Origin of the sequence: Pseudomonas sp. TH07 (assembly GCF_016651285.1) — a bacterium.
Lineage (GTDB): Bacteria > Pseudomonadota > Gammaproteobacteria > Pseudomonadales > Pseudomonadaceae > Aquipseudomonas.
In genome coordinates this window covers 676,393-697,087 of the sequence record NZ_JAEKED010000001.1, presented here as the reverse complement: position 1 = coordinate 697,087, position 20,695 = coordinate 676,393, and the positions used below count along the sequence as shown (strand labels likewise).

Here is a 20,695-nt window from a genome sequence, read left to right as displayed (position 1 = left end):
CTCCTGAGCAAAGCGTGAAGCCAAAGGGGGTGAAGCGTTGTCGGTTTGAGTTCAGACCGTGATTAACGCCAGGCAGTTCGCCGTTATACTCGCGCCTCTGTTTTGGAGCCAGCATGAATTCTTTGCCAATTGATGAAGTTTTGCCTGCACTGCGCGCCGCCCTGGCGACACGCAATGAGGCGGTGCTCGAAGCACCGCCGGGTGCCGGCAAGACCACCCGCGTGCCTTTAGCCCTGTTGAATGAAGCGTGGCTGGCCGGACAGACCATCCTGATGCTCGAACCACGGCGCCTGGCAGCCCGCGCGGCGGCCGAGCGCCTGGCCAGCGAGCTGGGGGAGAAAGTCGGTGAAACCGTGGGCTACCGCATCCGCCTGGACAGCAAGGTCGGCCCCAACACCCGTATCGAAGTAGTCACCGAAGGCATCCTGACCCGCCGCCTGCAGGACGACCCGGCGCTGGATGGCGTGGGTTTGCTGATTTTCGATGAGTACCACGAGCGCAGCCTCGACGCCGACCTGGCCCTGGCCCTGAGCCTGAATGGCCGCGAGCTGTTTCGTGATGAGCAACCGCTGAAGATCCTGCTGATGTCGGCCACCCTGGAAGGCGAGCGCCTGTCGCAGCTGCTCGACGATGCGCCGATCCTGCGCAGCGAAGGGCGCATGTTCCCGGTGACCCAGCGTTGGGGGCGGCCTTATCAGCCTGGCGAGTTTATCGAGCCACGGGTGGTGCAGACCGTTCTTGAGGCCCTCAACGATGAGCCCGGCAGCCTGCTGGTGTTCCTGCCGGGGCAGGCAGAGATCCGCCGGGTACATCAGCAACTGGCCGAGGCCCTGGGGGACCGTCGCGAGATCCTGCTGTGCCCACTGCACGGCGAGCTGGATCTTGCAGCCCAGCGTGCGGCCATCGACCCGGCGCCGGCCGGCCAGCGCAAAGTGGTGCTGGCCACCAACATCGCGGAAACCAGCCTGACCATCGACGGCGTGCGCGTGGTGATCGATGCCGGGCTGGCGCGGGTGCCGCGCTTCGACCCGGGCAGCGGCATGACCCGTCTCGATACCCAGCGCATCTCTCGCGCCAGCGCCACACAACGTGCCGGCCGTGCGGGGCGCCTGGAGCCCGGGGTGTGTTATCGCCTGTGGTCCGAGGATCAGCATGAGCAACTGGCAGCCTATGCCAGTGCGGAAATCCTCCAGGCGGATCTGGCCGGGCTGGCTCTGCAACTGGCCCGCTGGGGCGTCGCTCCGGGGCAATTGGTGTGGCTGGATGGGCCGCCCACTGCGGCTTACACCCAGGCCCGGGACTTGCTGGAGCGCCTCGGAGCCCTGGAAGCCAAGGCCGGTGAAGAGGCTACGTTATCGCGCCACGGCCAGGCCATGGCGCAATTGCCGGCCCATCCACGCATCGCCCATTTGCTGCTGCGCGGCCAGGCCCTGGGGCTGGCGGACATGGCCTGCGATGTGGCCGCGCTGCTTGGCGAACGGGACATCCTGCGCGGTGCCGGTGCCGATTTGCACAGCCGCCTGGTGTTGTTGTCGGGCGAAGCCCGTGCGGCGCGCGGTGCCCAGGGTGGGGTGCAGCGGGCACGGCAATTGGCGCGACAGTACCGCGGCTACCTGCGAGGCAACGCCAGCGCCGCGGTGCCGGACCCCGAGCATCCGCGCTGGCTGGGGGCTTTGCTGGCCCTGGCCTATCCGGATCGCGTGGCTCAGCAGCGGCGTCCCGGGGGTGCTGAGTATCGCCTGGCCAACGGGCGTGCGGCGCTGTTCAGCGAGGCCGACAGCCTGATGAAGCAAGCCTGGCTGGTGATTGCCGATCTGGGCAGCCGCCAGGGGCAGCGCGAGGAACGGATTTACCTGGCGACCGATTTCGATCCGGCACTGTTCGATTCGGTCTTGGCCGAGCAGGTTCGCACCGTCGATCAGCTGGACTGGGACGAGCGCGAAGGTGTGCTGCGAGCCGAGCGCCAGCGCAAGGTGGGTGAACTGGTGCTCAGTCGCGAACCCCTGCCCGGGCTGGACGAGGCGGCGCGCAGCCAGGCGCTGGTCAACCTGGTGCGGCGCAAGGGGCTGGAGCTGTTGCCCTGGACCCCGGAGTTGCGCCAGTGGCAGGCACGAGTGGCCTTGCTGCGGCAACTGGACCTTGCCGCCAAGTCAGACAGCGAGTGGCCCGATGTCAGTGACGGCGCTTTGCTCAAGGGCCTCGAGCACTGGTTGCTGCCTTACCTGGGCAAGGTCTCGCGGCTCAGTCATTTCGCCCAACTGGACCTGTCGAGCATCGTCCGCAATCAGTTGCCCTGGCCGCTGCCGCAACGCCTCGACGAGCTGGCGCCGCAGCATTTGAGCGTGCCCTCGGGTTCGTCGATTCGCCTGGACTACAGCGAGCAGCCGCCGATTCTCGCGGTGCGCCTGCAAGAGCTGTTCGGCTTGGCCGAGACCCCGCGCATCGCCGGTGGCCGACAGGTGGTCAAGCTGCACCTGTTATCGCCGGCCCGGCGTCCGGTACAGGTAACCCAGGACCTGGCCAACTTCTGGCGCAGCACCTACGCCGAAGTGAAAAAAGACTTGAAGGGCCGCTACCCGAAACACTATTGGCCGGACGACCCGCTGGTGGCCGAAGCGACCGCGCGGGCCAAACCGCGCAAGTAGCCCGGTCAATAAACGCGGGTTATTGCGCGGCAGGCAGCAGGAAGCGGGCGATCACCGGTAAATGGTCGGAGATGCGCAAGGTGTCGTCCTGCCTGACCCGGGCCTCGACCCGCTTGATGCGCGGGCTGTAGAACAGGTAGTCGACCGTGCGGTCGGGGCCGCTGAGGCTCGGGTCGTTGGGGTAGTGGGTCAGCCAGTTTTCGCGGTCAATGCCGCCGGCCTGGGTATTGGTCGGCACCATCGGATATTTATCCCACAGCAGGTGCAGCGCGCTGTCGGCGGCGTAGGGCGCGCGCTGTTCCGGCGCCAGGCGCTGGTACTGGCCCAGGGGCAGCAGGTTGAAGTCGCCACCGATCAGCCAGGGCGTGCCGCGTCCTTCGAACGTGTCGAGCACCTTGGCGATGGCCGTGACCTGGTTGGGCAAGGTCTCGTCGGCCTGTTTCGCCCGTTCCAGGTGGGTGTTGAGAATGGCCATCTGCCCGCCGTCGGTCAGGGGCAGGTAGCTCACCAGCAGGGCGTTCCTGGGCTGGTACTGACGGCTCAGCAGGTTGGCGGAGGCGATCGGCAGTTGCAGGCGTTCGGCGTGCTCGATCTGGTAGCGGCTCAGAGTGGCCAGTTGCCGGCCGACGCTGCCGAAGATATGCGGTGAGGGAATGAACTCGGCCTTCCAGTCGTAGGCCTGGGTGCTGCAGGGGTAGAGGTCGGTGACCCGTTCCTGCAACAGCTTGAGCTGGTCCTGGTAAGCGCTGGCCTTGGCGCCGTTGTCCAGTTCCTGCAGCAAGACGATGTCGGGTTGCTCGTCGCGGATAACCCGTGCCACCTCGTCGAGGCTGAAGGCCATGTCCTCGGTGGTGGGGCTTTCATCCGGGCCCTGGGCCTGGTCATTCCAGAACACATAGCGCTTGCCGGCCAGGTACTGGACGTTCCAGGTCATCACCTTCAGCGCCTGGCCGGGCATCAGGATCGGGGCCTTGGCCGCGCAACTGACGGGCAGCGACTCCTTGGCATCCGGGCGCCACGTCAGGCTGTAGACCAGGCTTGCAAACAGTCCGGCCAGCAGGAGCAGGCCCAGCAGGGTGAAGCGAAGTAGACGGGTCATCGGCTCGGCTTATGGCGTTGCAGGATTGAGCGCGAGCATAACCGAGAGCAGGGCCGCGGCCCAAGGGGCAGAGCGGCCGGTGTCGGTTTCAGCGTTTGTCGGGCAGATCGCTGATCAGCATGAACAGGCGGAACAGCACCACGCTGGTGAACAACTGCAGGAAGCTGTAGGCGCTATCGATCACCAACCCCAGGAAGGCGTTCTGCGGGTCCGGGTAGGCCGCACTGCTGGCGCCCTTGAGCAGCCACAACGGGGTCATCACACAGAGGATGCACACCAGGATGCGCAGGAAATGACCACGGGTCAGGCGCAGGCTTTCCTTGATCGCCGCCAGCGGTTGCAGGCCCTTGAGCACCAGCAGGTACTCGGCGAATGCCAGCATCACCATCACGCACAGCCCGGGCAGGAAGTACATCGACAGCCCGAGCAGAATCAGCAGGGTGCTGGTGGCGGTCAGCAGGGCAAAGCGCGGCCACAGCGTCAGGGACATGGCCAGCAGGTCACGGGTGCGAGGTGATTCGCCACGGCTGCGGGCATCGAGAAACAGAATCAGGGCGCCGGTGTACAGCGGGTAGACCAGCAGCCCCACCAGCACGCTGTAGCCGGGGAAGGCATCGGGGCCCAGGGCGTTATCGACGACTTGCTGCAACAGCGCTTCGAGTACCACCAACGGCAGGCACAAGGGCACGATCTGTCCCAGGTTGCGCCGGAAGAAGAACAAGGAGTCGCGGAGCACGTCTAACGGATTCATCGGTTGGTATCGCAGTGACAGAGCGGTTTGCCACTTTAACCGATGCGGGCCCCGGGCAAGCAAACGTAAACGTTCGGTAAAGCCTATTGAAAGCCCGGGCAACAGCCCCATTACTGATCCGGGCATCAGCCCGTTTCCTGGTCAAACCCTTTATCCACAACGGACAAGGGCCAGTTTTCTACCGGCAATCTAAAGAGGTCGCCATGAACAGCGAAGAGCAAGCCCTGATCGATGGACTGTTTTCACGGTTGCAGCAAGCCGAAACGGATTCAGCCCCACGCGACGCCCAGGCCGAGGCGCGGATCAAGGAGCATCTGACCCGCCAGCCCGCCGCGGGCTATTTCATGACCCAGGCGATTCTGGTGCAGGAGGCCGCACTCAAGAGCCTTGATGAGCAGAACAAGCAGCTGACCCAGCAAATCCAGCAATTGCAAAGCGAACTGCAGCAAGCCAGGGCCCAGGCCGCCGCCCCGGCGCCGAGCACCGGCGGGGGATTCCTGTCGAGCATCTTTGGCGGCTCCCGCGACGCGCAGCCAGCCCCGACACAAAGTGCTGCGCCGGCGTCCAGCGGTGGCTGGCGTGAACCGGCTCGGCCGTCCTTCAATGCCCAGCCGCAGCAGAATTTTGGTGCGGCACCGCAAAATTATGCGGCGCCGCCGCAAAACTACGGGCAGCCAGCCGCACCGGCGGGCAGCGGGTTTCTCGGTGGGGCGTTGAAAACCGCAGCCGGGGTGGCGGGCGGTGTGATGCTGGCGCAAGGCATCAGCAGCCTGTTCCACAGCAACCAGCAACCCCAGGAAGTGGTGGAAGTGATCAAGGAAGAGCCGGCTCCGGTCAGCGATAGCGGCATTGGCTGGGGCAATGACGACCAGCGCCTGGCCAATAACGACTCCTGGGGCAGCAATGACCAGGGCGGCCTGGACGATGCCGATTACGGCAGCGACGACAGTTCGTTCTCTGACGACGATTCCTTCGTCTGATCCCTTCGCCTGATCTGCGTTCGGTCCGGGAGCCCATGGCCCCCCGGACCGATTATTCGCGGAACATTCCCCATGGCTGGCATACTGGGCGACTTTTCGGGGTTTGAGTCCCGATCCAGCCTGCGCGCTCCAGCGCCATGAGGATTAGCGGTGAAAAAAATCGCTGTGTTCGCCGACGTCCAGAACCTCTATTACACCGTGCGCCAGGCCTATGGTTGCCACTTCAACTACGCCGCCCTGTGGGCTGATATCAGCAAACAGGGGCAGATCGTCGAAGCCTATGCCTATGCCATCGATCGCGGTGACAGCAAGCAGCAGCAGTTCCAGCAGATCCTGCGCAACCTGGGCTTCACGGTAAAACTCAAACCCTATATCCAGCGCAGCGACGGCTCGGCCAAGGGCGACTGGGACGTGGGCATCACCATCGACATCATGGACGCCGCGGCTCACGTCGATGAGGTGGTGCTGGCCTCCGGCGATGGTGACTTCGACATGCTGCTCGAACGCATCATCCACAAGCATGGGGTCCAGGCCGTCGCCTATGGCGTGCCGGGGCTCACCGCCAATTCGCTGATTCGCGCCGCCTCGCGCTACGTGCCGATCGAAGGCGCGTTGCTGCTGAAGAACTGATTATTTTTTGTACGGAGCTGGACAGGTTTGGAACGCATTGCAGTCATCGACTTTGAAACCACCGGGATCTCCCCGAGCAGCAGTTGCCGGGCCACGGAAATTGCCGTGGTGATCCTGCAGCAGGGGCGCATCGTCGAGCGTTACCAGAGCCTGATGAATGCCGGCGTGCGGGTGCCGGGCTTTATCGAGCAACTGACCGGCATCAGCAACGCCATGCTGCGCACCGCGCCTTCGGCGGAGCAGGTGATGAACGAGGTCAACGAGTTCGTCGGCACCACGCCGTTGCTGGCGCACAACGCCGCCTTTGACCAGAAGTTCTGGGATTTCGAGCTGGGACGGATCAAGCGCACCCGCTTGCAGAACTTCGCCTGTTCCCTGTTGCTGGCGCGGCGCCTGATGCCGGCGGCGCCCAACCACAAGCTCGGGACCCTGACCCAGTTTGCCGGCCTGCCCCATACCGGCCAGGCTCACCGGGCCATGGCCGATGCCGAGATGGCGGCCAACCTCACCACGCACCTGGCCGAGGAACTGCGCCGCACCCACGGCCTGCGCGAGCTGTCCCATGACTTCCTGTGCACATTGCAGAAAGTCCCGGCGGCAAAAATTCCCGACCACCTCAAGCGCCATCGCGGGTTCTAGGGCTGTTCGTTCGGCGCCGTCAGTGAAACTCGCTTACTTGCCGTTGTGTTCCAACTGGCCCAGGGGCACCCGCCGTTCGATGGCGCTGGAGAGCACGATCGAAGTCTTGCTGGAGCCGAACTGCGCCACCCGGTTGATCAGGTCTTCCAGCTCCGGCATCGACGCCACGGCGGCGCGCATGATCATGCAAGGGTCGCCGGTGACCCGGTAGCACTCGGTCAACTGCGGGATCCGGGCCAGTTCGTCATAGGCCTTCTGGTTGCCGTGCTGGGCCAGGCGCAGTTCGATCACGCACTGGATCGGCAGCCCGAGCTTGGCCATGTCGACGTTGGCCTGGTAACCGGTGATCACCCCGCTGGACTCAAGCTTGGCCACGCGCTCGGCCACGGCGGGGGCTGACAGATTCACCTTGCGCGCCAACTCGGCATAGGTCGCCCGGCCGTTTTCGATCAGTGCAGCGAGGAGCATGCGGTCATATTTGTCCATGATAAGGCTCCCAAACGCCCTGGCTTTCGAAAGCATGGCTTATAGCCGTAATCTCCCTATTTTGGAAAGTGTACGGGCCTTATAAACAGGTTTTGTAACTTAATTTCCCTGCTCCGGCTTTCTAAAATAGCGTTCCCATTGCCTGCCTACCGAGCTGCTTATGCCTGGCCTTCGCCGTTTTCCCTTGCCGTTGATTGCCGCCTTTTTTGCCTTGTATGTGATCTGGGGTTCGACCTACCTGGTGATTCGCATCGGCATCGAATACTGGCCGCCGCTGTTGTTGGCCGGGATTCGGTTTGTGCTGGCCGGCAGCCTGATGTATGGCTTCCTGCGCTGGCGCGGCGTGCCGGCACCTACCTGGGCGCAGTGGAAGGCGGCGGGGATGATCGGCATTCTGCTGCTCAGCTGCGGCAACGGCGCGGTCAGCGTGGCCGAACACACCGGCGTGGCCTCGGGTGTGGCGGCGCTGGCGGTGGCCACCGTGCCGCTGTTCACCTTGCTCTGCGGTTATTTCTGGGGCGCGCGTAATACGCGGCTGGAATGGGCCGGCATCGTCCTTGGCCTGATCGGCATCGGCATGCTCAACCTCGGTTCCAACCTGCAAGCCAGCCCACTGGGTGCGGGCCTGTTGGTGTTCGCCGCAGCGGCCTGGGCCTTTGGTTCGGTATGGAGCAAGCACTTGCCGCTGCCCCAGGGCGCCATGGCCAGTGCCGCAGAGATGCTGGTGGGTGGCGTGGTGTTGCTGATCGGCAGTGCCCTGAGCGGCGAACAGCTGGAGAGCGTGCCGCCACTGGAAGGCTGGCTCGCCCTGGCCTACCTGGTGGGTTTTGGCTCGATAATCGCTTTCAACGCCTATATGTACCTGCTCAAGCACGTGCGCCCGGCCGCGGCCACCAGCTACGCCTACGTCAACCCGGCCGTGGCCGTGCTGTTGGGGATCGTGTTTGTCGGCGAGACCATCGGCACCGAAGAGGCCCTGGCAATGGTGGTGATCATCAGCGCCGTGGTGCTGATCGGCCTGCCGCAGTGGCGCCGGTCCAAGCCGGTGGTGGAAGAGCAGACCGCGGCCTGAAGCAGGCCGCCGTTTGTGAGGGTTGGCGACAGCTGGACTTGGCCGGTGCCCGTGCTGATGCCGGGCCCCATAAAAAACGCCGGGCATTGCCCGGCGTTGTGGTTTTCAGCGCGCAGGGGTCAGGCATAGCCCGTCAGCATCAGCACGGCGACCATCAGGCCCACCACCGCCGCTGAAAACAGCAGGCCGATACCCGCGACGCGCCATAGCGAGTAGAACGGACCGTTGCTCGCCTTGTGCCCCAGCAACAGCGGCCCGAACAGTTGACGCGCATAAGCGTTCATCGCAAACAGAGGCGGCAGGACGAAGACCACGGCGGGGATGTTATCCGGCAGGAAAAACCCGGCCAGGGTCATGGCGACAAAAAGTCCGATGCCGATTGCCCAGACGGTGTTGGCCTCGGACTCACGGCCCAGTGCCTTGAGGTTCTGGACGATAAAGTAGGCGCCCGCCACCGAGGTGCCGAAGAAGGTGCCCAGGCCGACGGCGGCCACACTGTAGAGGCGCTGATTGTGGGCGGGGGTCTTGTCGGCGAGCAGTTCGGCCGCGGGGGCCTGGAAGGGGTTTTCGTTGTCCATGGGGGCAGTGGCTCCTGAGGTGCAAGGCATTGGGGGCGCGATAGGACGGGCACCAGGGCGCATCGATCCGCCCGCGCAGGGCAATTCTGCTCGGCTGGCGGCCGAGCGTCCACCTCGGCGATTGTCCGCCGTGCCTGGGTTTCGACTCAGGAGAACGCCCCTGAATTAGGGTAAACTGCCGCGCATTGCACCCTGTGCTGACATTTTTCCTACGGTACCCCCATGACATTCGCCACTCTTGGCCTGATCGAACCCTTGCTGCGTGCTCTCGAAACGCTTGGCTACCAGACCCCGACCCCGGTGCAGGCGCAAGCTATTCCAGCCGTACTGGCCGGTCGCGACCTGATGGCAGCCGCCCAGACCGGCACTGGCAAGACCGCCGGTTTTGCCGTGCCGCTGTTGCAACTGTTGGCCATGGAAGGGCCGAAAGTCACCGCCAACTCAGTCCGCGCGCTGATCCTGGTGCCCACCCGCGAGCTGGCCGAACAAGTGCACGAAAGCGTGCGCCAATACGCCGAAAACCTGCCCCTGAGCACCTACGCGGTGTACGGCGGCGTCAGCATCAACCCGCAGATGATGAAGCTGCGCAAGGGCGTCGACCTGCTGGTCGCCACCCCGGGTCGGTTGCTTGATCTGTTCCGCCAGAACGCGCTGAAGTTCAACCAACTGCAAACCCTGGTGCTGGACGAAGCCGACCGGATGCTCGACCTGGGCTTCTCGGAAGAGCTGTCGAATATCTACCGCGTGCTGCCGAAAAAGCGTCAGACACTGCTGTTTTCCGCCACCTTCTCCGACGAAATCCGCCTGCTGGCCGGGCAGATGCTCAACGACCCGCTGAGCATCGAAGTCAGCCCGCGCAACGTTGCTGCCAACACGGTCAAGCAATGGGTGGTGACGGTGGACAAGAAGCGCAAACCGGAACTGTTTGTGCACCTGATGCGCAAAGGCAAGTGGAAGCAGGTGCTGGTGTTCGCCAAGACCCGTAACGGGGTCGATGCCCTGGTGGAAAAACTTCAGGGCATGGGCGTCAACGCCGATGGTATTCACGGCGACAAACCCCAGGCCACCCGCCAGCGTGCGCTGGATCGGTTCAAGGCCAGCGAGACGCAGATCCTGGTGGCCACCGACGTCGCCGCCCGCGGCCTCGACATCGAAGACCTGCCGCTGGTGGTCAACTTCGATTTGCCGATCGTCGCCGAAGACTATATCCACCGCATTGGCCGTACCGGGCGTGCCGGTGCCACCGGCGAGGCGATCTCCCTGGTGTGCGCCGATGAGGTGAACCTGCTGTCGGCGATCGAGACCCTGACTCGCCAGACCCTCAAGCGCCATGACGAGCCGGATTTTGTGCCCGAGCACCGGGTGCCGGAAACCGACGCCAGCGGCCAAGTGGTGAAAAAACCGAAAAAGCCGAAAAAACCCAAGACCTCCGGTGGCAAGCGCAACCTCGGCAAGTGGGTGGAAAGCGGTGAAGTGGCCGAAGCCCCTGCAGTAAAACCGGTGCGCAAAGTGCCGGTCTTCAACACGGGGCCGCGCAAAAGGAAGCCTTGAGGGGCAGCGGCAAGCTTCTAGGGGCAAGCTGCAAGTTTTGAAGCTTGCGGCTTAGGTCTTGTCGTTTAGCCAGCCCTTGATGCCCATTCCTGCGGCTCTCCCGCCGGCGAAGCAGGCGGTGAGCAGGTAGCCGCCGGTGGGGGCTTCCCAGTCGAGCATTTCGCCGGCGCAGAACACCCCCGGCAGGGCCTTGAGCATCAGTCGTTCATCCAGCGCTTCAAAGGGCACGCCGCCAGCACTGCTGATGGCTTCGTCCAGCGGGCGGGTTTTTACCAGCTTCAGGGGCAAGGCCTTGATGGCCTGGGCCAGCGAGGCTGGATCGGCGAAGCATTGGGCGTCGGTCAGTTCGCGCAGCAGGGCGGCCTTGAGTCCATCGATGCCCAACTGGCTGTGCAGGTGCTTGGCCATGGAGCGCGAACCCCGTGGCTTGCTCAGCGCTGCCAGGACTTTGTCCGCAGCCTTGCCCGGTAGCAAGTCGATATGCACGGTGGCCACGCCTTGCTGCTGGATGGCCCGGCGAATCGGTGCCGACAAGGCATAGATCAGGCTGCCTTCGATGCCACTGGCGGTGACCACGCATTCACCCAGTCGCGGTTTATCGTCGTTGAGGCCGATGGCCACGTTTTTCAGCGGCGCGCCGGCGAATTTCTCACGCAGCAACGGGCTCCAGCCCGCCACGTCAAACCCGCAGTTGCTGGGCTCCAGCGGGGCCAGCGGGATGCCGCGCTGTTCCAGCAACGGCAGCCAGGCACCGTCCGATCCCAGCCGGGCCCAACTGCCGCCGCCCAGGGCCAGCAGCACGGCGTCGGCCTGTACTGCAATTTCGCCTTCCGGGTTATGGATTCGCAGGCTGTTATCGGCATTCCAGCCCAGCCAGCGGTGGCGGGTGTGGATAACTACACCGGCATCGCGCAGGCGCTTGAGCCAGGCACGCAACAGCGGCGCGGCTTTCATGTCGGTGGGGAAGACCCGGCCGGAACTGCCGACAAAGGTCTCGATGCCCAGGCCATGAATCCATTCACACAGCGCCTCGGCGCCGAACTCGCGCAGCAGCGGCGCAATGTGCGGCGCGCGCTCGGCATAACGCGACACAAACGCCGGGTAGGCCTCGGAATGAGTGATGTTCATGCCGCCGACCCCGGCCAGCAGAAACTTGCGACCGACCGAGGGCATGCCGTCGTACAGGTCGACACGGATACCCCCCTGGCTCAGCACTTCGGCCGCCATCAGGCCGGCAGGGCCGCCGCCGATGATGGCGACGTGGTGGGGCAGGGCGGTATGGGGTTGGGTCATGGCGAGGGGCGATGTTGGCGAAAGAAGCCGGCCATTCTACGGACTTTTACCGTCGCTGCCGAAAACCACAGCGCTTCGCCGCGCCCCTCAGTGGCTGCCCAATGCAGCTGATCAAATAATAGGCGGTGCCCTGCAGGCCTTGATCAGTCTGCCCTGTAGCGGGTTTTGCCCAGGTTATCCACAAGCGGTTGCACAGAGAATGTGGGTAATGCTTCAGGTTTGTGTGACGCCTTGATGACGGACCTGTTGCCACTCCGGGGCGTGTTTGGCGCGATCTGCTGTTGCTCAAGCCAAGGCCCGCGATCCTGGCGGGCTGGCCTGAACGGGCAGTTGATCAAAAAATAGGCGGCTTCCCGCAGGCGTTGCAGAACCTGGGCTGCAGCGGGTTTTGCTCAGGTTATCCACAGGCAGTTGCACAGAGACTGTGGGTAATGCGCCCACAACTCAGTGACAACCTGATGACGTCCAGACGCGCTGCGCACTGTGGTGCAGGATGCCGTGGCGTCGGGCCAGGGCCTGGCGGTCTTTGCTGTAGCCGCCGCCAATCACCCCGACCACCGGGATGTCGCGGCCCAGGCAATGGCGCATGACACGCTCATCGCGCTCGGCGACCCCGGCGTCGGTCAGTTTCAGGTAGCCCAGGGCGTCGTCCTTGTGCACATCGACCCCGGCGTCGTACAGCACCAGGTCCGGTTGGTAGAGCGGCAGCAGGTAGTTGAGGGCGTCATCGACCACCTGCAGGTACTCGCTGTCGCCCATGCCCATGGCCAGGGGAATGTCCCAGTCGCTGGTGGCCTTGCGCGCCGGGAAGTTCTTTTCGCAGTGCAACGAGACGGTCACCGCGTCCGGGGTATGTTCGAGAATCCGAGCGGTGCCATCGCCCTGGTGCACGTCGCAATCAAAGATCAGCACCCGGCTGACCCGACCGGCCGCCAGCAGGTAATGACTGATGATCGCCAGGTCGTTGAAGATGCAGAAACCGGCCGGGTAGTCGTAATGGGCATGATGGGTGCCCCCGGCCAGGTGACAGGCCAGGCCATGTTCCAGGGCCAGCTCGGCCGCCAGCAGCGAGCCGCCGACCGCGCGCACGGTCCGTCGCGCCAGGGCTTCGTTCCAGGGCAGGCCCAGGCGCCGCTGGTCTTCCCGGGACAACTCGCCGCTCATATAGCGTTCGATATACCCAGGGTCATGGGCCAGGGCCAGGATCTCTGGCGGGCAGAGCTGCGGGCGCAGCAGGTCGGCATCCCGGGTCAGGCCGCTGTCCACCAGGTGGTCGCGCAGCAGGCGAAATTTGTCCATGGGAAAGCGGTGTTCCGCAGGAAACTCGGGGCTGTAGTCATCGTGATAAATCAACGGCAATGGCATGGCAATTTCTGATAGGAACCCGTGAAGGATCCTACCAGCGATGTAGACTTGCTCCCATGGATTATGGAGGGCCCCGATGGAGCCGATATTGCAACTGGAAAGCGCGCGGCTGTTGATGCGCCAGTGGAGCGATGAAGATTTGCCGGCGTTTGCGGCAATGTGCGCCGACCCACAGGTCATGCGGTACTTCCCCGCGCCCTTGAGCCGACTGGAAAGTGCGGCATTGATCGGGCGAATACGCGGTCATTTTGCCGAACATGGCTTTGGTTTGTGGGCGCTGGAGCGCAAGGACAGCGGCGCCTTTATCGGCTTTACCGGCTTGGGCGTGGTGGGTTTCGAAGCGCCCTTTACCCCGGCGGTGGAAATCGGCTGGCGCCTGGCCCGTGAACACTGGGGCCTGGGCTATGCCAGCGAAGCGGCCTGGACCGCTCTGCGCTGCGGTTTTGACCGCTTGTCGCTGAAAGAGGTGGTGGCGTTCACCACAGCCAGCAATCAGCCGTCGCAGAAAGTCATGCAAGCCATCGGCATGCACCATGCTCCAAGCGACGACTTCGAGCACCCCGCGCTGGCCGGCGATCACCCGTTGCGCGCCCATGTGCTGTATCGCATCAACCGCGAACAATGGTTGGAAACCTTGCATGGATAGGGCTGCAGGGCGTTTAGAATGTGCCGATTATCAGGATGCCCCCTGATTGAATTGCCCGCCGCAGCCAAGACTGCGCGGTATTGCTCTGTGTGAGGAGATCCTGAATGAGCCACGTGTTGGAAGATCTGGTCGACCTGTTGACCCTGGAACCGATCGAAGAAAACCTGTTTCGCGGTCGCAGCCAGGACCTGGGCTTCCGCCAGCTGTTCGGCGGCCAGGTGCTGGGCCAGTCCTTGTCCGCAGCCAGTCAGACCGTGGAAGAAGCACGCCATGTGCACTCCATGCACGGTTACTTCCTGCGTCCGGGCGATGCCGGTTTGCCGGTGGTCTACCAGGTGGATCGGGTGCGTGATGGCGGTAGCTTCAGTACGCGCCGGGTGACCGCGATCCAGAAGGGCAACCCGATCTTCACCTGCAGCGCCTCCTTCCAGTACGACGAGCAGGGCTTCGAACACCAGAACCAGATGCCGCAAGTGGTGGGCCCGGAAAACCTGCCCTCGGAGCTGGAAATCACCCAGCAGCGCGCGCACCTGATCCCTGAGCACATGCGTGAAAAACTGCTGTGCCCGAAACCCATCGAAGTGCGCCCGGTCACCGAAAAAGACCCGTACAACCCGCAGCCGATGGACCCGGTGAAGTACGTGTGGTTCCGCGCCGACGGCGCCTTGGCCGATATCCCGGCCTTGCACAAGTACCTGCTGGCCTATGCCTCCGACTTCGGCCTGCTGACCACTTCGATGCTGCCCCACGGCAAATCGGTGTGGCAGAAGGACATGCAGGTCGCCAGCCTCGACCACGCGCTGTGGTTCCATGCCGACCTGCGCGCCGATGACTGGTTGCTGTACGCCATGGACAGCCCATGGGCCGGCAATTCCCGTGGTTTCTCCCGTGGCAGCGTGTTCAACCGCGCCGGGCAACTGGTGGCGTCGGTTACCCAGGAAGGTCTGATCCGTCATCGCAAGGACTGGGCATGAGCCTTTCGGACATACGCCATTGGGTGTTTGATATGGACGGCACCCTGACGATTGCAGTGCATGATTTCGCCGCCATTCGCCAGGCCCTGGATATCCCCCCGGAAGACGACATTCTGACCCATCTCGCGGCCTTGCCCGCCGCAGAAGCCGCGGCCAAACATGCCTGGCTGCTGGAGCATGAGCGCGAACTGGCCCTGGGCTCACGCCCGGCGCCGGGGGCGGTGGAGCTGGTGCGCGACCTGGCGCAGCGCGGCTATCGCCTGGGCATCCTGACCCGCAACGCGCGGGAGCTGGCCCATATCACCCTGGAGGCCATCGGTCTGGCGGATTGCTTTGCCATCGACGACGTGCTGGGCCGCGATGATGCGCCGCCCAAACCGCACCCGGGTGGCTTGCTCAAGTTGGCCGAGGCCTGGGAGGTGACGCCTGGCGCCATGGTGATGGTGGGCGACTACCGCTTCGACCTCGACTGCGGCCGCGCCGCAGGCACGCGCACGGTGTTGGTCAACCTGCCGGAGAACCCATGGCCGGAGCTGGCGGATTGGCACGCGGCAGACTGCGGCGCGTTGCAGAAAATGATCTAGCGAGGGCGTTTGTTCCCTTGGAGCCGCTGCGGCCCGAGCCTGGCGGCAGCGGCTACAGATGGCTTCTAGTGGCGAGGGAGCTTGCTCCCGCTGGGGCGCGTAGCGCCCCCCAATAAAGTCCGCCCCCTCAGCGGGCGAACAATGCCTTCTGCCCCTCAGGCGAGGTCAACATCCCATCCCCGTTGTGCCCCACCCCCGGCACCTCCACCAACCGATGGCTCAACTGCGGGTGGCGCTGCTTGAGGTAGTCGAAATAGTTGCGCCCGCGAATCAGGCGATAGGCGCCCTGGGCCTCGGCTTCACAACTTTTATCCAGTGCCGGATGGTTCGGATCGGTGTCCTGCTGGCCCAGCAGGTAGGTGATAGTACGTGACACGTACGCCTGCTCCAGCTGCTCCGCACTTTGACCCCGGGCGTAGTCCGGCAGCTGGTGCAGGCCGTATTTCCAGTTGTCGAAGCCCGGGCAATCGGCTGCATCGAACCGCACCGGCCGCTGCGGGCTGAAGTACGCATAGGACGATGGGTTGGCCACCACAAAGCGCAGGCTGATGCCTTCGCGTTGCAGGGTCGGGTGATCGTGGCCGATCAGGGCGAAACGCTGCACCACCTGGCCACCGCCGGAATGGCCGGCGACCACGATTTCCTTCAGCGCCGGAAACAGCGTGCGGTTGCCCAGGTGTTTGATGATCTGGTCGAGGGCGCCATAGGAGCTGACCTGGCCCGGGCCGATGGATGCCTCGCCTGCCATCCAGTCGTTGCCCTTCCAGCGCAGTACCTGGCGGTCCAGGTGGTTGCGCTGCACGTCGGACTCATTGAGAAACTGCGGCGCGATCACCAGGGTGTTCGCGCCTTGCCCGGCCTGGCTGGCGGCCTGTTCGGCGCTGTGCAGGTAGGTCTGGGCATTGCGCAGGCGGCCATGGACGATGATCAGTGCGCGCTGGATCTGCGGCAGCGGCTGTCGCCAATCCTGGCTCAGGCCCACGGCCAGCTCACCGCCGTCCAGCGCCAGGCGCTCGGGGCTGATGTCCTTGACTCCATGTTCCGCCGCCTGTGCGCTGGCACAGGCGATCCACAGCGCAACCAGCGTCAGTACGCGCATTTTTTAAAGGCTCTTCGCGGCGAAGGTGTCGCACTGGCCGATCTGGCCCTGGCTGAAGCCGGTCTTGAACCAGCGCACGCGCTGCGCCGAGGTGCCGTGGGTGAAGGAGTCCGGCACCACACGCCCCTGACCTTGTTGCTGCAAACGGTCATCGCCGATGGCATTGGCGGCGTTCAGGGCTTCTTCGATATCCCCGGGCTCCAGCCAGTTCAGGCGTTTTTGCGCATGGTTGGCCCAGACCCCGGCCAGGCAGTCGGCTTGCAGTTCCTGGCGCACCAGCAGCCCGCCATCGCCCTGCATCTGCCGGCCTTGCTGGCGTGCAGCCTGGATCTTGGCCGAGACCCCGAGCAGGGTCTGCACGTGGTGCCCGACTTCGTGGGCGATCACATAGGCCTGGGCGAAGTCGCCGGCGGCGGAAAAGCGCTGGGACATTTCGCGGAAGAAGTCCATGTCCAGGTACACCTGCTGGTCGGCAGGGCAGTAGAAGGGGCCGGTGGCCGAGGTGGCGGCGCCGCAGGCGGAGTTCACCCGACCGCGGAACAGAATCAGTTTGGGTTGCTGGTACTGGCGCCCGGCCTCCTGGAAGATCTGGCCCCAGGTGTCTTCGGTGTCGCCGAGGATGGCGCGCACGAACTCGGCCTGTTGATCATTGGCCGGTGGTGCCTGGCGCGTCTGGGTCGTGGCCGGTGCCGATTGCTCCATCTGCCCGGCCAGTTGCCCGAGGATCTGCATCGGGTCCTGGCCGGTGATCCAGCCGATGCCGACGATCAGCAGGATGGCCGTCAGGCTCAGGCCCTTGCCGCCGCCGAAACGCATGCCGCCGCCACCGCCACCGCTGTCATCACGAGCATCCACCACGTTGTCGCTGCGCCGCCCTTTTTTCCAAAGCATGGGGTGAATCCTCGTTATCGTTGGCTGTGAGTGTTGCTGGTGAGTGGTGCCGACGCCAGTCCGGTCGTCAGGCATTTGCGCGCACGTTACCATTGCCCGCGGCCGCATCGCTGCTGTCCAGACCTATTCGGGGCTCACTATTGAACATCGATACCCGCATCAAATTCCGTCACCTGGTGTGTTTTCTTGAAATGGCTCGCCAGGGCAGCCTCGCGCGTGCCGCCGATGTGCTTGCCGTGAGCCAGCCGGCGATGTCGAAAACCCTCAAGGAACTGGAGCAACTGCTCGATGCCAGCCTGTTCCTGCGCAGCAAGGCCGGGCTCAGCCTGACCGAGGCCGGCCGGGCCTTCCTGCGTTATGCCGGGCCTTCGGTGCAGGCCCTGCGCGAGGGTGTGGATACCCTGCGCGGCGGTGAATATGCCGCCGGCGTGGTGCGCCTCGGGGTGCTGTCGACCGCTGAAAGCCTGCTGCTGCCGGAAGTGGTGCGGCGCCTGCACCAGCGCCACTCGGCACTGGCGGTGAGTGTGGTCACCGGCCCCAGCGCCTACCTGTTGTCGCAGCTGCGGGTCGGCGATGTCGACCTGGTGGTGGGGCGCATGACCGAGAGCCCGGAGATCCAGGGCCTGAGCTTCGAGCACCTGTACAGCGAGTCGATGACCCTGGTGGCGCGCCCGGAGCATCCCTTGCTCGCCGGCCCTCTCGATCGTGACGCCGTGGAGCGCTTTCCCCTGGTGCTGCCGCTGGCGGGCACTACCATCCGCAAGTTCGCCGACAGCCTGTTTGTGCAGTGCGGCATCGGCCAATCCCGGCAGCGCCTGGAAACCCTGTCGGTGACTTTGAGCCGGCGCTATGCGTTATCCACTGATGCGCTGTGGATCGCCCCGCTGGACGCGGTGCGCCTGGACCTGGCCAACGGCGAGTTGTGCGAGATCGACCTGGGGTTGCGCGAGCCCGGCGGCTCGGTGGGGATTTCGAGCAACGCCAGCCTGCCGCTGTCGCTGGCCGGGCAATGGTGCGTCGACGTTCTGCGGGAAGTGGGCAGCGCCTACCGCGAAGGGCTTTATCCATAACCATTTGGTTATGGTTGGCGGGCGGCTTTTCAATTTTCCGCTTCCTGTTGTTGGGTGAGACTGCGAAGGCAGCTCCATAAATCCAACAACAGGAGATCGACATGTCTGATGCAGACAGCAGTCGCTTCGTGATTCGCGATCGTAATTGGCACCCCAAGGCCTTGACCCCCGACTACAAGACGTCCGTCGCCCGCTCCCCGCGCCAGGCTCTGGTCAGCATCCCGCAATCGGTGAGTGAAACCAGCGGCCCGGATTTCTCCCACCTCAAGACCGGCCGTTTCGACAACGACCTGCTGCTCAACTTCAACAATGGCGGCTTGCCGGTGGGCGAGCGCATCATCGTTTCCGGGCGGGTCTGCGATCAGTACGGCAAGCCGATCCCCCATACCCTGGTGGAGATGTGGCAGGCCAATGCCGGCGGCCGCTACCGGCACAAGAACGACCGCTACCTGGCGCCCCTGGACCCAAACTTCGGCGGCGTCGGCCGGGCCCTGACCGACCGTGACGGCTACTACAGCTTTCGCACCATCAAGCCCGGGCCGTACCCCTGGCGCAACAGCCCCAACGACTGGCGCCCGGCGCACATCCACTTCTCCATCAGCGGTCCGTCCATCGCCACGCGCCTGATCACCCAGTTGTATTTCGAAGGCGATCCGTTGATCCCGCTGTGCCCGATCGTCAAGTCGATTGCCAACCCGGATGCGGTGCAGAGCCTGATCGCGCGCCTCGACATGGGCAACGCCAACCCCATGGACTGCCTGGCCTATCGCTTCGACATCGTGTTGCGCGGCCAGCGCAAGACCCATTTCGAGAACTGCTGAGGAGCTTGCCCATGCCCATCGAACTGCTGCCCGAAACCCCTTCGCAAACGGCCGGCCCTTATGTGCACATCGGCCTGGCCCTGGCCGCTGCCGGCAACCCGACCCGCAGCGATGAAATCTGGAACCAGATGGCCAAGCCTGACGCGGCCGGCGAACAGATCCTGCTGATCGGCCACGTCTACGACGGCAATGGCCATCTGGTGCGCGACTCGTTCCTGGAGTTCTGGCAAGCCAACCACGAGGGGGTCTATGACCCGGTCTTCGATTCGGAAAAAACCTTCAACAGCTTCGGGCGTACCGCCACCACCTTCGACGCCGGCGAGTGGACGCTGAACACCATCAAGCCCGGTGTGGTGCAGAACGCGGCGGGGGTGGCCATGGCGCCGCACATCAACCTGTCGCTGTTTGCCCGGGGCATCAATATCCACCTGCACACCCGGCTGTACTTTGCCGACGAGTCGGAGGCCAACGCGCGCTGCCCGGTGCTGAACCTGATCGAACAGCCGCAACGTCGCGAAACCCTGCTGGCCCATCCTTGCGAAGTCGACGGCCAACGCGCCTATCGCTTCGATATCCGCATCCAGGGTGAAGGCGAAACCGTGTTCTTCGACTTCTAGCTACAGCCCGGCGCCATTGGACTGCCAATGGCGCCTGATGCCCCCCTCAGCTCAACGATCAAACACGTCCCACTGTGGCGCGAAATCCGGGCTGACCTGGCGCTGGTCCTTCGGCAAGTCCGCAATCAACGCCCGATCCTCATCGTCCAACTGCACCTGCAAGGCCTCAAGATTGGCCAACTGGTTGGCCTGGCTGCTGGCTTTGGGAATGGCCGCGACGTTGTCCTGATCCAGCAACCACTTCAATGCCACCTGGGTCGGCAGCACCCCGTGCTTGGCGGCGATCTGCTGGATCTGCGGGATCTGCGAAACCTTGTTGCGGGCCAGCGGCGTATAGGCGGTCAGCACCATGTCGTGCTGGCGTGCATAGTCCAGCAAGCCGCTCTGGCCCAGCAGCACGTGGTACTCCACCTGGATGGCCGACAACGGCGTACCCAGTTCTTCGACCGCCCGGCGCAGCAGCGCCAGCGGGAAGTTGGCCACGCCTATATGGCGGGCCAGGCCTTGTTCCTTGAACGACGCCAGGGTTTCCAGGGTGCGTTTCAGGTCCATGTCGGAGGTTGGCCAGTGGATGTGGAACAGGTCGACGTAATCGGTCTGCAGCGCCTTGAGGCTGCGCTCCATGGAGTGGCGCATGGCATCGGGTTGCAGTTGGTCCCACCAGACCTTGGTGGTGACGTGGATCTGCTCCCGGGGCACGTCGGTGTTGCTCAGCGCCTGGCCGACCGCCTCTTCGTTGTTGTAGGCCTGGGCCGTGTCGATGTGCCGGTAACCGAGGCCCAACGCCTGTTCCACGGCGCGGGTGCATTCCTCGCCCAGCATCGGCCAGGTGCCCAGGCCCAGCTTGGGCATGTGCAGGCCATGTTGGGTCAGGATGGGGCTGTTGGCTGAGTGCTGCATGGTC

At 64.3% G+C, this 20,695-nt stretch carries 21 protein-coding genes; 12 read left to right on the top strand and 9 right to left on the bottom strand.

Annotated features, from left to right (window positions below):
- The first annotated feature begins 113 nt into the window (after nt 1–113).
- Nucleotides 114–2,645, top strand: a complete 2,532-nt coding sequence (hrpB, locus tag JFU57_RS03360; protein ID WP_201128138.1) for an ATP-dependent helicase HrpB — start codon at nt 114–116, stop codon at nt 2,643–2,645.
- Between the two features lie 19 nt (nt 2,646–2,664).
- Here hrpB and JFU57_RS03355 read toward each other — a convergent pair whose 3' ends face one another.
- Together JFU57_RS03355 and JFU57_RS03350 are read right to left on the bottom strand one after the other, a co-directional pair.
- Nucleotides 2,665–3,744: an endonuclease/exonuclease/phosphatase family protein gene (locus JFU57_RS03355; protein ID WP_201128136.1), complete on the bottom strand. Its 1,080-nt coding sequence runs from the start codon at nt 3,742–3,744 to the stop codon at nt 2,665–2,667.
- A gap of 88 nt (nt 3,745–3,832) precedes the next feature.
- Nucleotides 3,833–4,495 (bottom strand): YciC family protein, encoded by a 663-nt coding sequence (locus JFU57_RS03350; protein ID WP_078471670.1) that lies wholly within the window; start codon nt 4,493–4,495, stop codon nt 3,833–3,835.
- A gap of 203 nt (nt 4,496–4,698) precedes the next feature.
- On the opposite strand from JFU57_RS03350, the gene JFU57_RS03345 reads away from it, so the two are divergent.
- The 3 genes from JFU57_RS03345 (at nt 4,699) to JFU57_RS03335 (ending at nt 6,744) form a co-directional block, all read left to right on the top strand.
- Nucleotides 4,699–5,475, top strand: coding sequence for a DUF2076 domain-containing protein (locus tag JFU57_RS03345; protein ID WP_201128128.1), 777 nt, complete (start codon nt 4,699–4,701; stop codon nt 5,473–5,475).
- Nucleotides 5,476–5,625: 150 nt separating this feature from the next.
- Nucleotides 5,626–6,105: an NYN domain-containing protein gene (locus JFU57_RS03340; RefSeq protein WP_020296927.1), complete on the top strand. Its 480-nt coding sequence runs from the start codon at nt 5,626–5,628 to the stop codon at nt 6,103–6,105.
- Between the two features lie 27 nt (nt 6,106–6,132).
- Nucleotides 6,133–6,744, top strand: a complete 612-nt coding sequence (locus JFU57_RS03335) for a 3'-5' exonuclease (protein ID WP_078471672.1) — start codon at nt 6,133–6,135, stop codon at nt 6,742–6,744.
- A 33-nt stretch (nt 6,745–6,777) separates the two neighbouring features.
- On the opposite strand, the gene JFU57_RS03330 is transcribed toward JFU57_RS03335, so the two are convergent.
- Nucleotides 6,778–7,230: an Lrp/AsnC family transcriptional regulator gene (locus JFU57_RS03330; RefSeq protein ID WP_020296929.1), complete on the bottom strand. Its 453-nt coding sequence runs from the start codon at nt 7,228–7,230 to the stop codon at nt 6,778–6,780.
- Between the two features lie 160 nt (nt 7,231–7,390).
- Between JFU57_RS03330 and yedA the strand changes: the two genes are divergently transcribed.
- Nucleotides 7,391–8,302, top strand: a complete 912-nt coding sequence (gene yedA, locus JFU57_RS03325) for a drug/metabolite exporter YedA (protein WP_201128126.1) — start codon at nt 7,391–7,393, stop codon at nt 8,300–8,302.
- 119 nt (nt 8,303–8,421) lie between these two features.
- Here the strand turns inward: yedA and JFU57_RS03320 are convergent, their stop codons facing one another.
- Nucleotides 8,422–8,880: a hypothetical protein gene (locus JFU57_RS03320; RefSeq protein WP_078471674.1), complete on the bottom strand. Its 459-nt coding sequence runs from the start codon at nt 8,878–8,880 to the stop codon at nt 8,422–8,424.
- 222 nt (nt 8,881–9,102) lie between these two features.
- Here JFU57_RS03320 and JFU57_RS03315 point away from each other — a divergent pair, with 222 nt between their 5' ends.
- The gene (locus JFU57_RS03315) at nt 9,103–10,431 is read left to right on the top strand and encodes a DEAD/DEAH box helicase (RefSeq protein WP_078471675.1); all 1,329 of its coding nucleotides are present in this window, start codon (nt 9,103–9,105) and stop codon (nt 10,429–10,431) included.
- A gap of 51 nt (nt 10,432–10,482) precedes the next feature.
- On the opposite strand, the gene JFU57_RS03310 is transcribed toward JFU57_RS03315, so the two are convergent.
- On the bottom strand, nt 10,483–11,724 hold the full coding sequence (locus JFU57_RS03310) for a TIGR03862 family flavoprotein (protein WP_201128124.1): 1,242 nt from the start codon (nt 11,722–11,724) through the stop codon (nt 10,483–10,485).
- A 444-nt stretch (nt 11,725–12,168) separates the two neighbouring features.
- On the bottom strand, nt 12,169–13,089 hold the full coding sequence (locus JFU57_RS03305) for a histone deacetylase family protein (RefSeq protein ID WP_201128122.1): 921 nt from the start codon (nt 13,087–13,089) through the stop codon (nt 12,169–12,171).
- Between the two features lie 76 nt (nt 13,090–13,165).
- Between JFU57_RS03305 and JFU57_RS03300 the strand changes: the two genes are divergently transcribed.
- The 3 genes from JFU57_RS03300 to JFU57_RS03290 all read left to right on the top strand — a co-directional run bounded on the left by JFU57_RS03300 (nt 13,166) and on the right by JFU57_RS03290 (nt 15,293).
- Nucleotides 13,166–13,735: a GNAT family N-acetyltransferase gene (locus tag JFU57_RS03300; RefSeq protein ID WP_078471699.1), complete on the top strand. Its 570-nt coding sequence runs from the start codon at nt 13,166–13,168 to the stop codon at nt 13,733–13,735.
- Nucleotides 13,736–13,839: 104 nt separating this feature from the next.
- A complete protein-coding gene (tesB, locus tag JFU57_RS03295; RefSeq protein WP_078471700.1) occupies nt 13,840–14,709 on the top strand; it encodes an acyl-CoA thioesterase II in 870 nt (289 codons plus the stop codon).
- Entirely contained in the window at nt 14,706–15,293 is a 588-nt protein-coding gene (locus tag JFU57_RS03290; RefSeq protein ID WP_201128120.1) for an HAD family hydrolase, read from the top strand. Before tesB ends, JFU57_RS03290 begins: the two co-directional genes overlap by 4 nt.
- A gap of 127 nt (nt 15,294–15,420) precedes the next feature.
- Here the strand turns inward: JFU57_RS03290 and JFU57_RS03285 are convergent, their stop codons facing one another.
- Both JFU57_RS03285 and ypfJ read right to left on the bottom strand, forming a co-directional pair.
- Nucleotides 15,421–16,392 (bottom strand): alpha/beta hydrolase, encoded by a 972-nt coding sequence (locus tag JFU57_RS03285; protein WP_201128118.1) that lies wholly within the window; start codon nt 16,390–16,392, stop codon nt 15,421–15,423.
- Between the two features lie 3 nt (nt 16,393–16,395).
- On the bottom strand, nt 16,396–17,283 hold the full coding sequence (ypfJ, locus tag JFU57_RS03280) for a KPN_02809 family neutral zinc metallopeptidase (protein ID WP_020296940.1): 888 nt from the start codon (nt 17,281–17,283) through the stop codon (nt 16,396–16,398).
- Between the two features lie 140 nt (nt 17,284–17,423).
- Between ypfJ and pcaQ the strand changes: the two genes are divergently transcribed.
- The 3 genes from pcaQ (at nt 17,424) to pcaG (ending at nt 19,791) form a co-directional block, all read left to right on the top strand.
- Nucleotides 17,424–18,353, top strand: a complete 930-nt coding sequence (gene pcaQ / locus JFU57_RS03275) for a pca operon transcription factor PcaQ (RefSeq protein WP_201128116.1) — start codon at nt 17,424–17,426, stop codon at nt 18,351–18,353.
- A gap of 101 nt (nt 18,354–18,454) precedes the next feature.
- Nucleotides 18,455–19,174, top strand: coding sequence for a protocatechuate 3,4-dioxygenase subunit beta (gene pcaH, locus JFU57_RS03270; RefSeq protein WP_201128114.1), 720 nt, complete (start codon nt 18,455–18,457; stop codon nt 19,172–19,174).
- An 11-nt stretch (nt 19,175–19,185) separates the two neighbouring features.
- Nucleotides 19,186–19,791: a protocatechuate 3,4-dioxygenase subunit alpha gene (pcaG, locus tag JFU57_RS03265; RefSeq protein WP_078471705.1), complete on the top strand. Its 606-nt coding sequence runs from the start codon at nt 19,186–19,188 to the stop codon at nt 19,789–19,791.
- A gap of 51 nt (nt 19,792–19,842) precedes the next feature.
- Here the strand turns inward: pcaG and JFU57_RS03260 are convergent, their stop codons facing one another.
- On the bottom strand, nt 19,843–20,691 hold the full coding sequence (locus tag JFU57_RS03260) for an aldo/keto reductase (protein ID WP_201128112.1): 849 nt from the start codon (nt 20,689–20,691) through the stop codon (nt 19,843–19,845).
- Between the last annotated feature and the right edge of the window lie 4 nt (nt 20,692–20,695).

Bases quoted from the DNA above. Each gene is read 5' to 3' on its own strand.
- pcaG (WP_078471705.1), top strand. From the start codon at position 19,186: ATGCCCATCGAACTGCTGCCCGAAACCCCTTCGCAAACGGCCGGCCCT.
- JFU57_RS03355 (WP_201128136.1), bottom strand. From the start codon at position 3,744: ATGACCCGTCTACTTCGCTTCACCCTGCTGGGCCTGCTCCTGCTGGCC.
- JFU57_RS03315 (WP_078471675.1), top strand. From the start codon at position 9,103: ATGACATTCGCCACTCTTGGCCTGATCGAACCCTTGCTGCGTGCTCTC.
- ypfJ (WP_020296940.1), bottom strand. From the start codon at position 17,283: ATGCTTTGGAAAAAAGGGCGGCGCAGCGACAACGTGGTGGATGCTCGT.
- hrpB (WP_201128138.1), top strand. From the start codon at position 114: ATGAATTCTTTGCCAATTGATGAAGTTTTGCCTGCACTGCGCGCCGCC.
- yedA (WP_201128126.1), top strand. From the start codon at position 7,391: ATGCCTGGCCTTCGCCGTTTTCCCTTGCCGTTGATTGCCGCCTTTTTT.
- JFU57_RS03305 (WP_201128122.1), bottom strand. From the start codon at position 13,089: ATGCCATTGCCGTTGATTTATCACGATGACTACAGCCCCGAGTTTCCT.
- tesB (WP_078471700.1), top strand. From the start codon at position 13,840: ATGAGCCACGTGTTGGAAGATCTGGTCGACCTGTTGACCCTGGAACCG.
- JFU57_RS03260 (WP_201128112.1), bottom strand. From the start codon at position 20,691: ATGCAGCACTCAGCCAACAGCCCCATCCTGACCCAACATGGCCTGCAC.
- pcaH (WP_201128114.1), top strand. From the start codon at position 18,455: ATGTCTGATGCAGACAGCAGTCGCTTCGTGATTCGCGATCGTAATTGG.
- JFU57_RS03310 (WP_201128124.1), bottom strand. From the start codon at position 11,724: ATGACCCAACCCCATACCGCCCTGCCCCACCACGTCGCCATCATCGGC.
- JFU57_RS03290 (WP_201128120.1), top strand. From the start codon at position 14,706: ATGAGCCTTTCGGACATACGCCATTGGGTGTTTGATATGGACGGCACC.
- JFU57_RS03300 (WP_078471699.1), top strand. From the start codon at position 13,166: ATGGAGCCGATATTGCAACTGGAAAGCGCGCGGCTGTTGATGCGCCAG.
- JFU57_RS03345 (WP_201128128.1), top strand. From the start codon at position 4,699: ATGAACAGCGAAGAGCAAGCCCTGATCGATGGACTGTTTTCACGGTTG.
- JFU57_RS03320 (WP_078471674.1), bottom strand. From the start codon at position 8,880: ATGGACAACGAAAACCCCTTCCAGGCCCCCGCGGCCGAACTGCTCGCC.
- JFU57_RS03350 (WP_078471670.1), bottom strand. From the start codon at position 4,495: ATGAATCCGTTAGACGTGCTCCGCGACTCCTTGTTCTTCTTCCGGCGC.
- JFU57_RS03285 (WP_201128118.1), bottom strand. From the start codon at position 16,392: ATGCGCGTACTGACGCTGGTTGCGCTGTGGATCGCCTGTGCCAGCGCA.
- JFU57_RS03330 (WP_020296929.1), bottom strand. From the start codon at position 7,230: ATGGACAAATATGACCGCATGCTCCTCGCTGCACTGATCGAAAACGGC.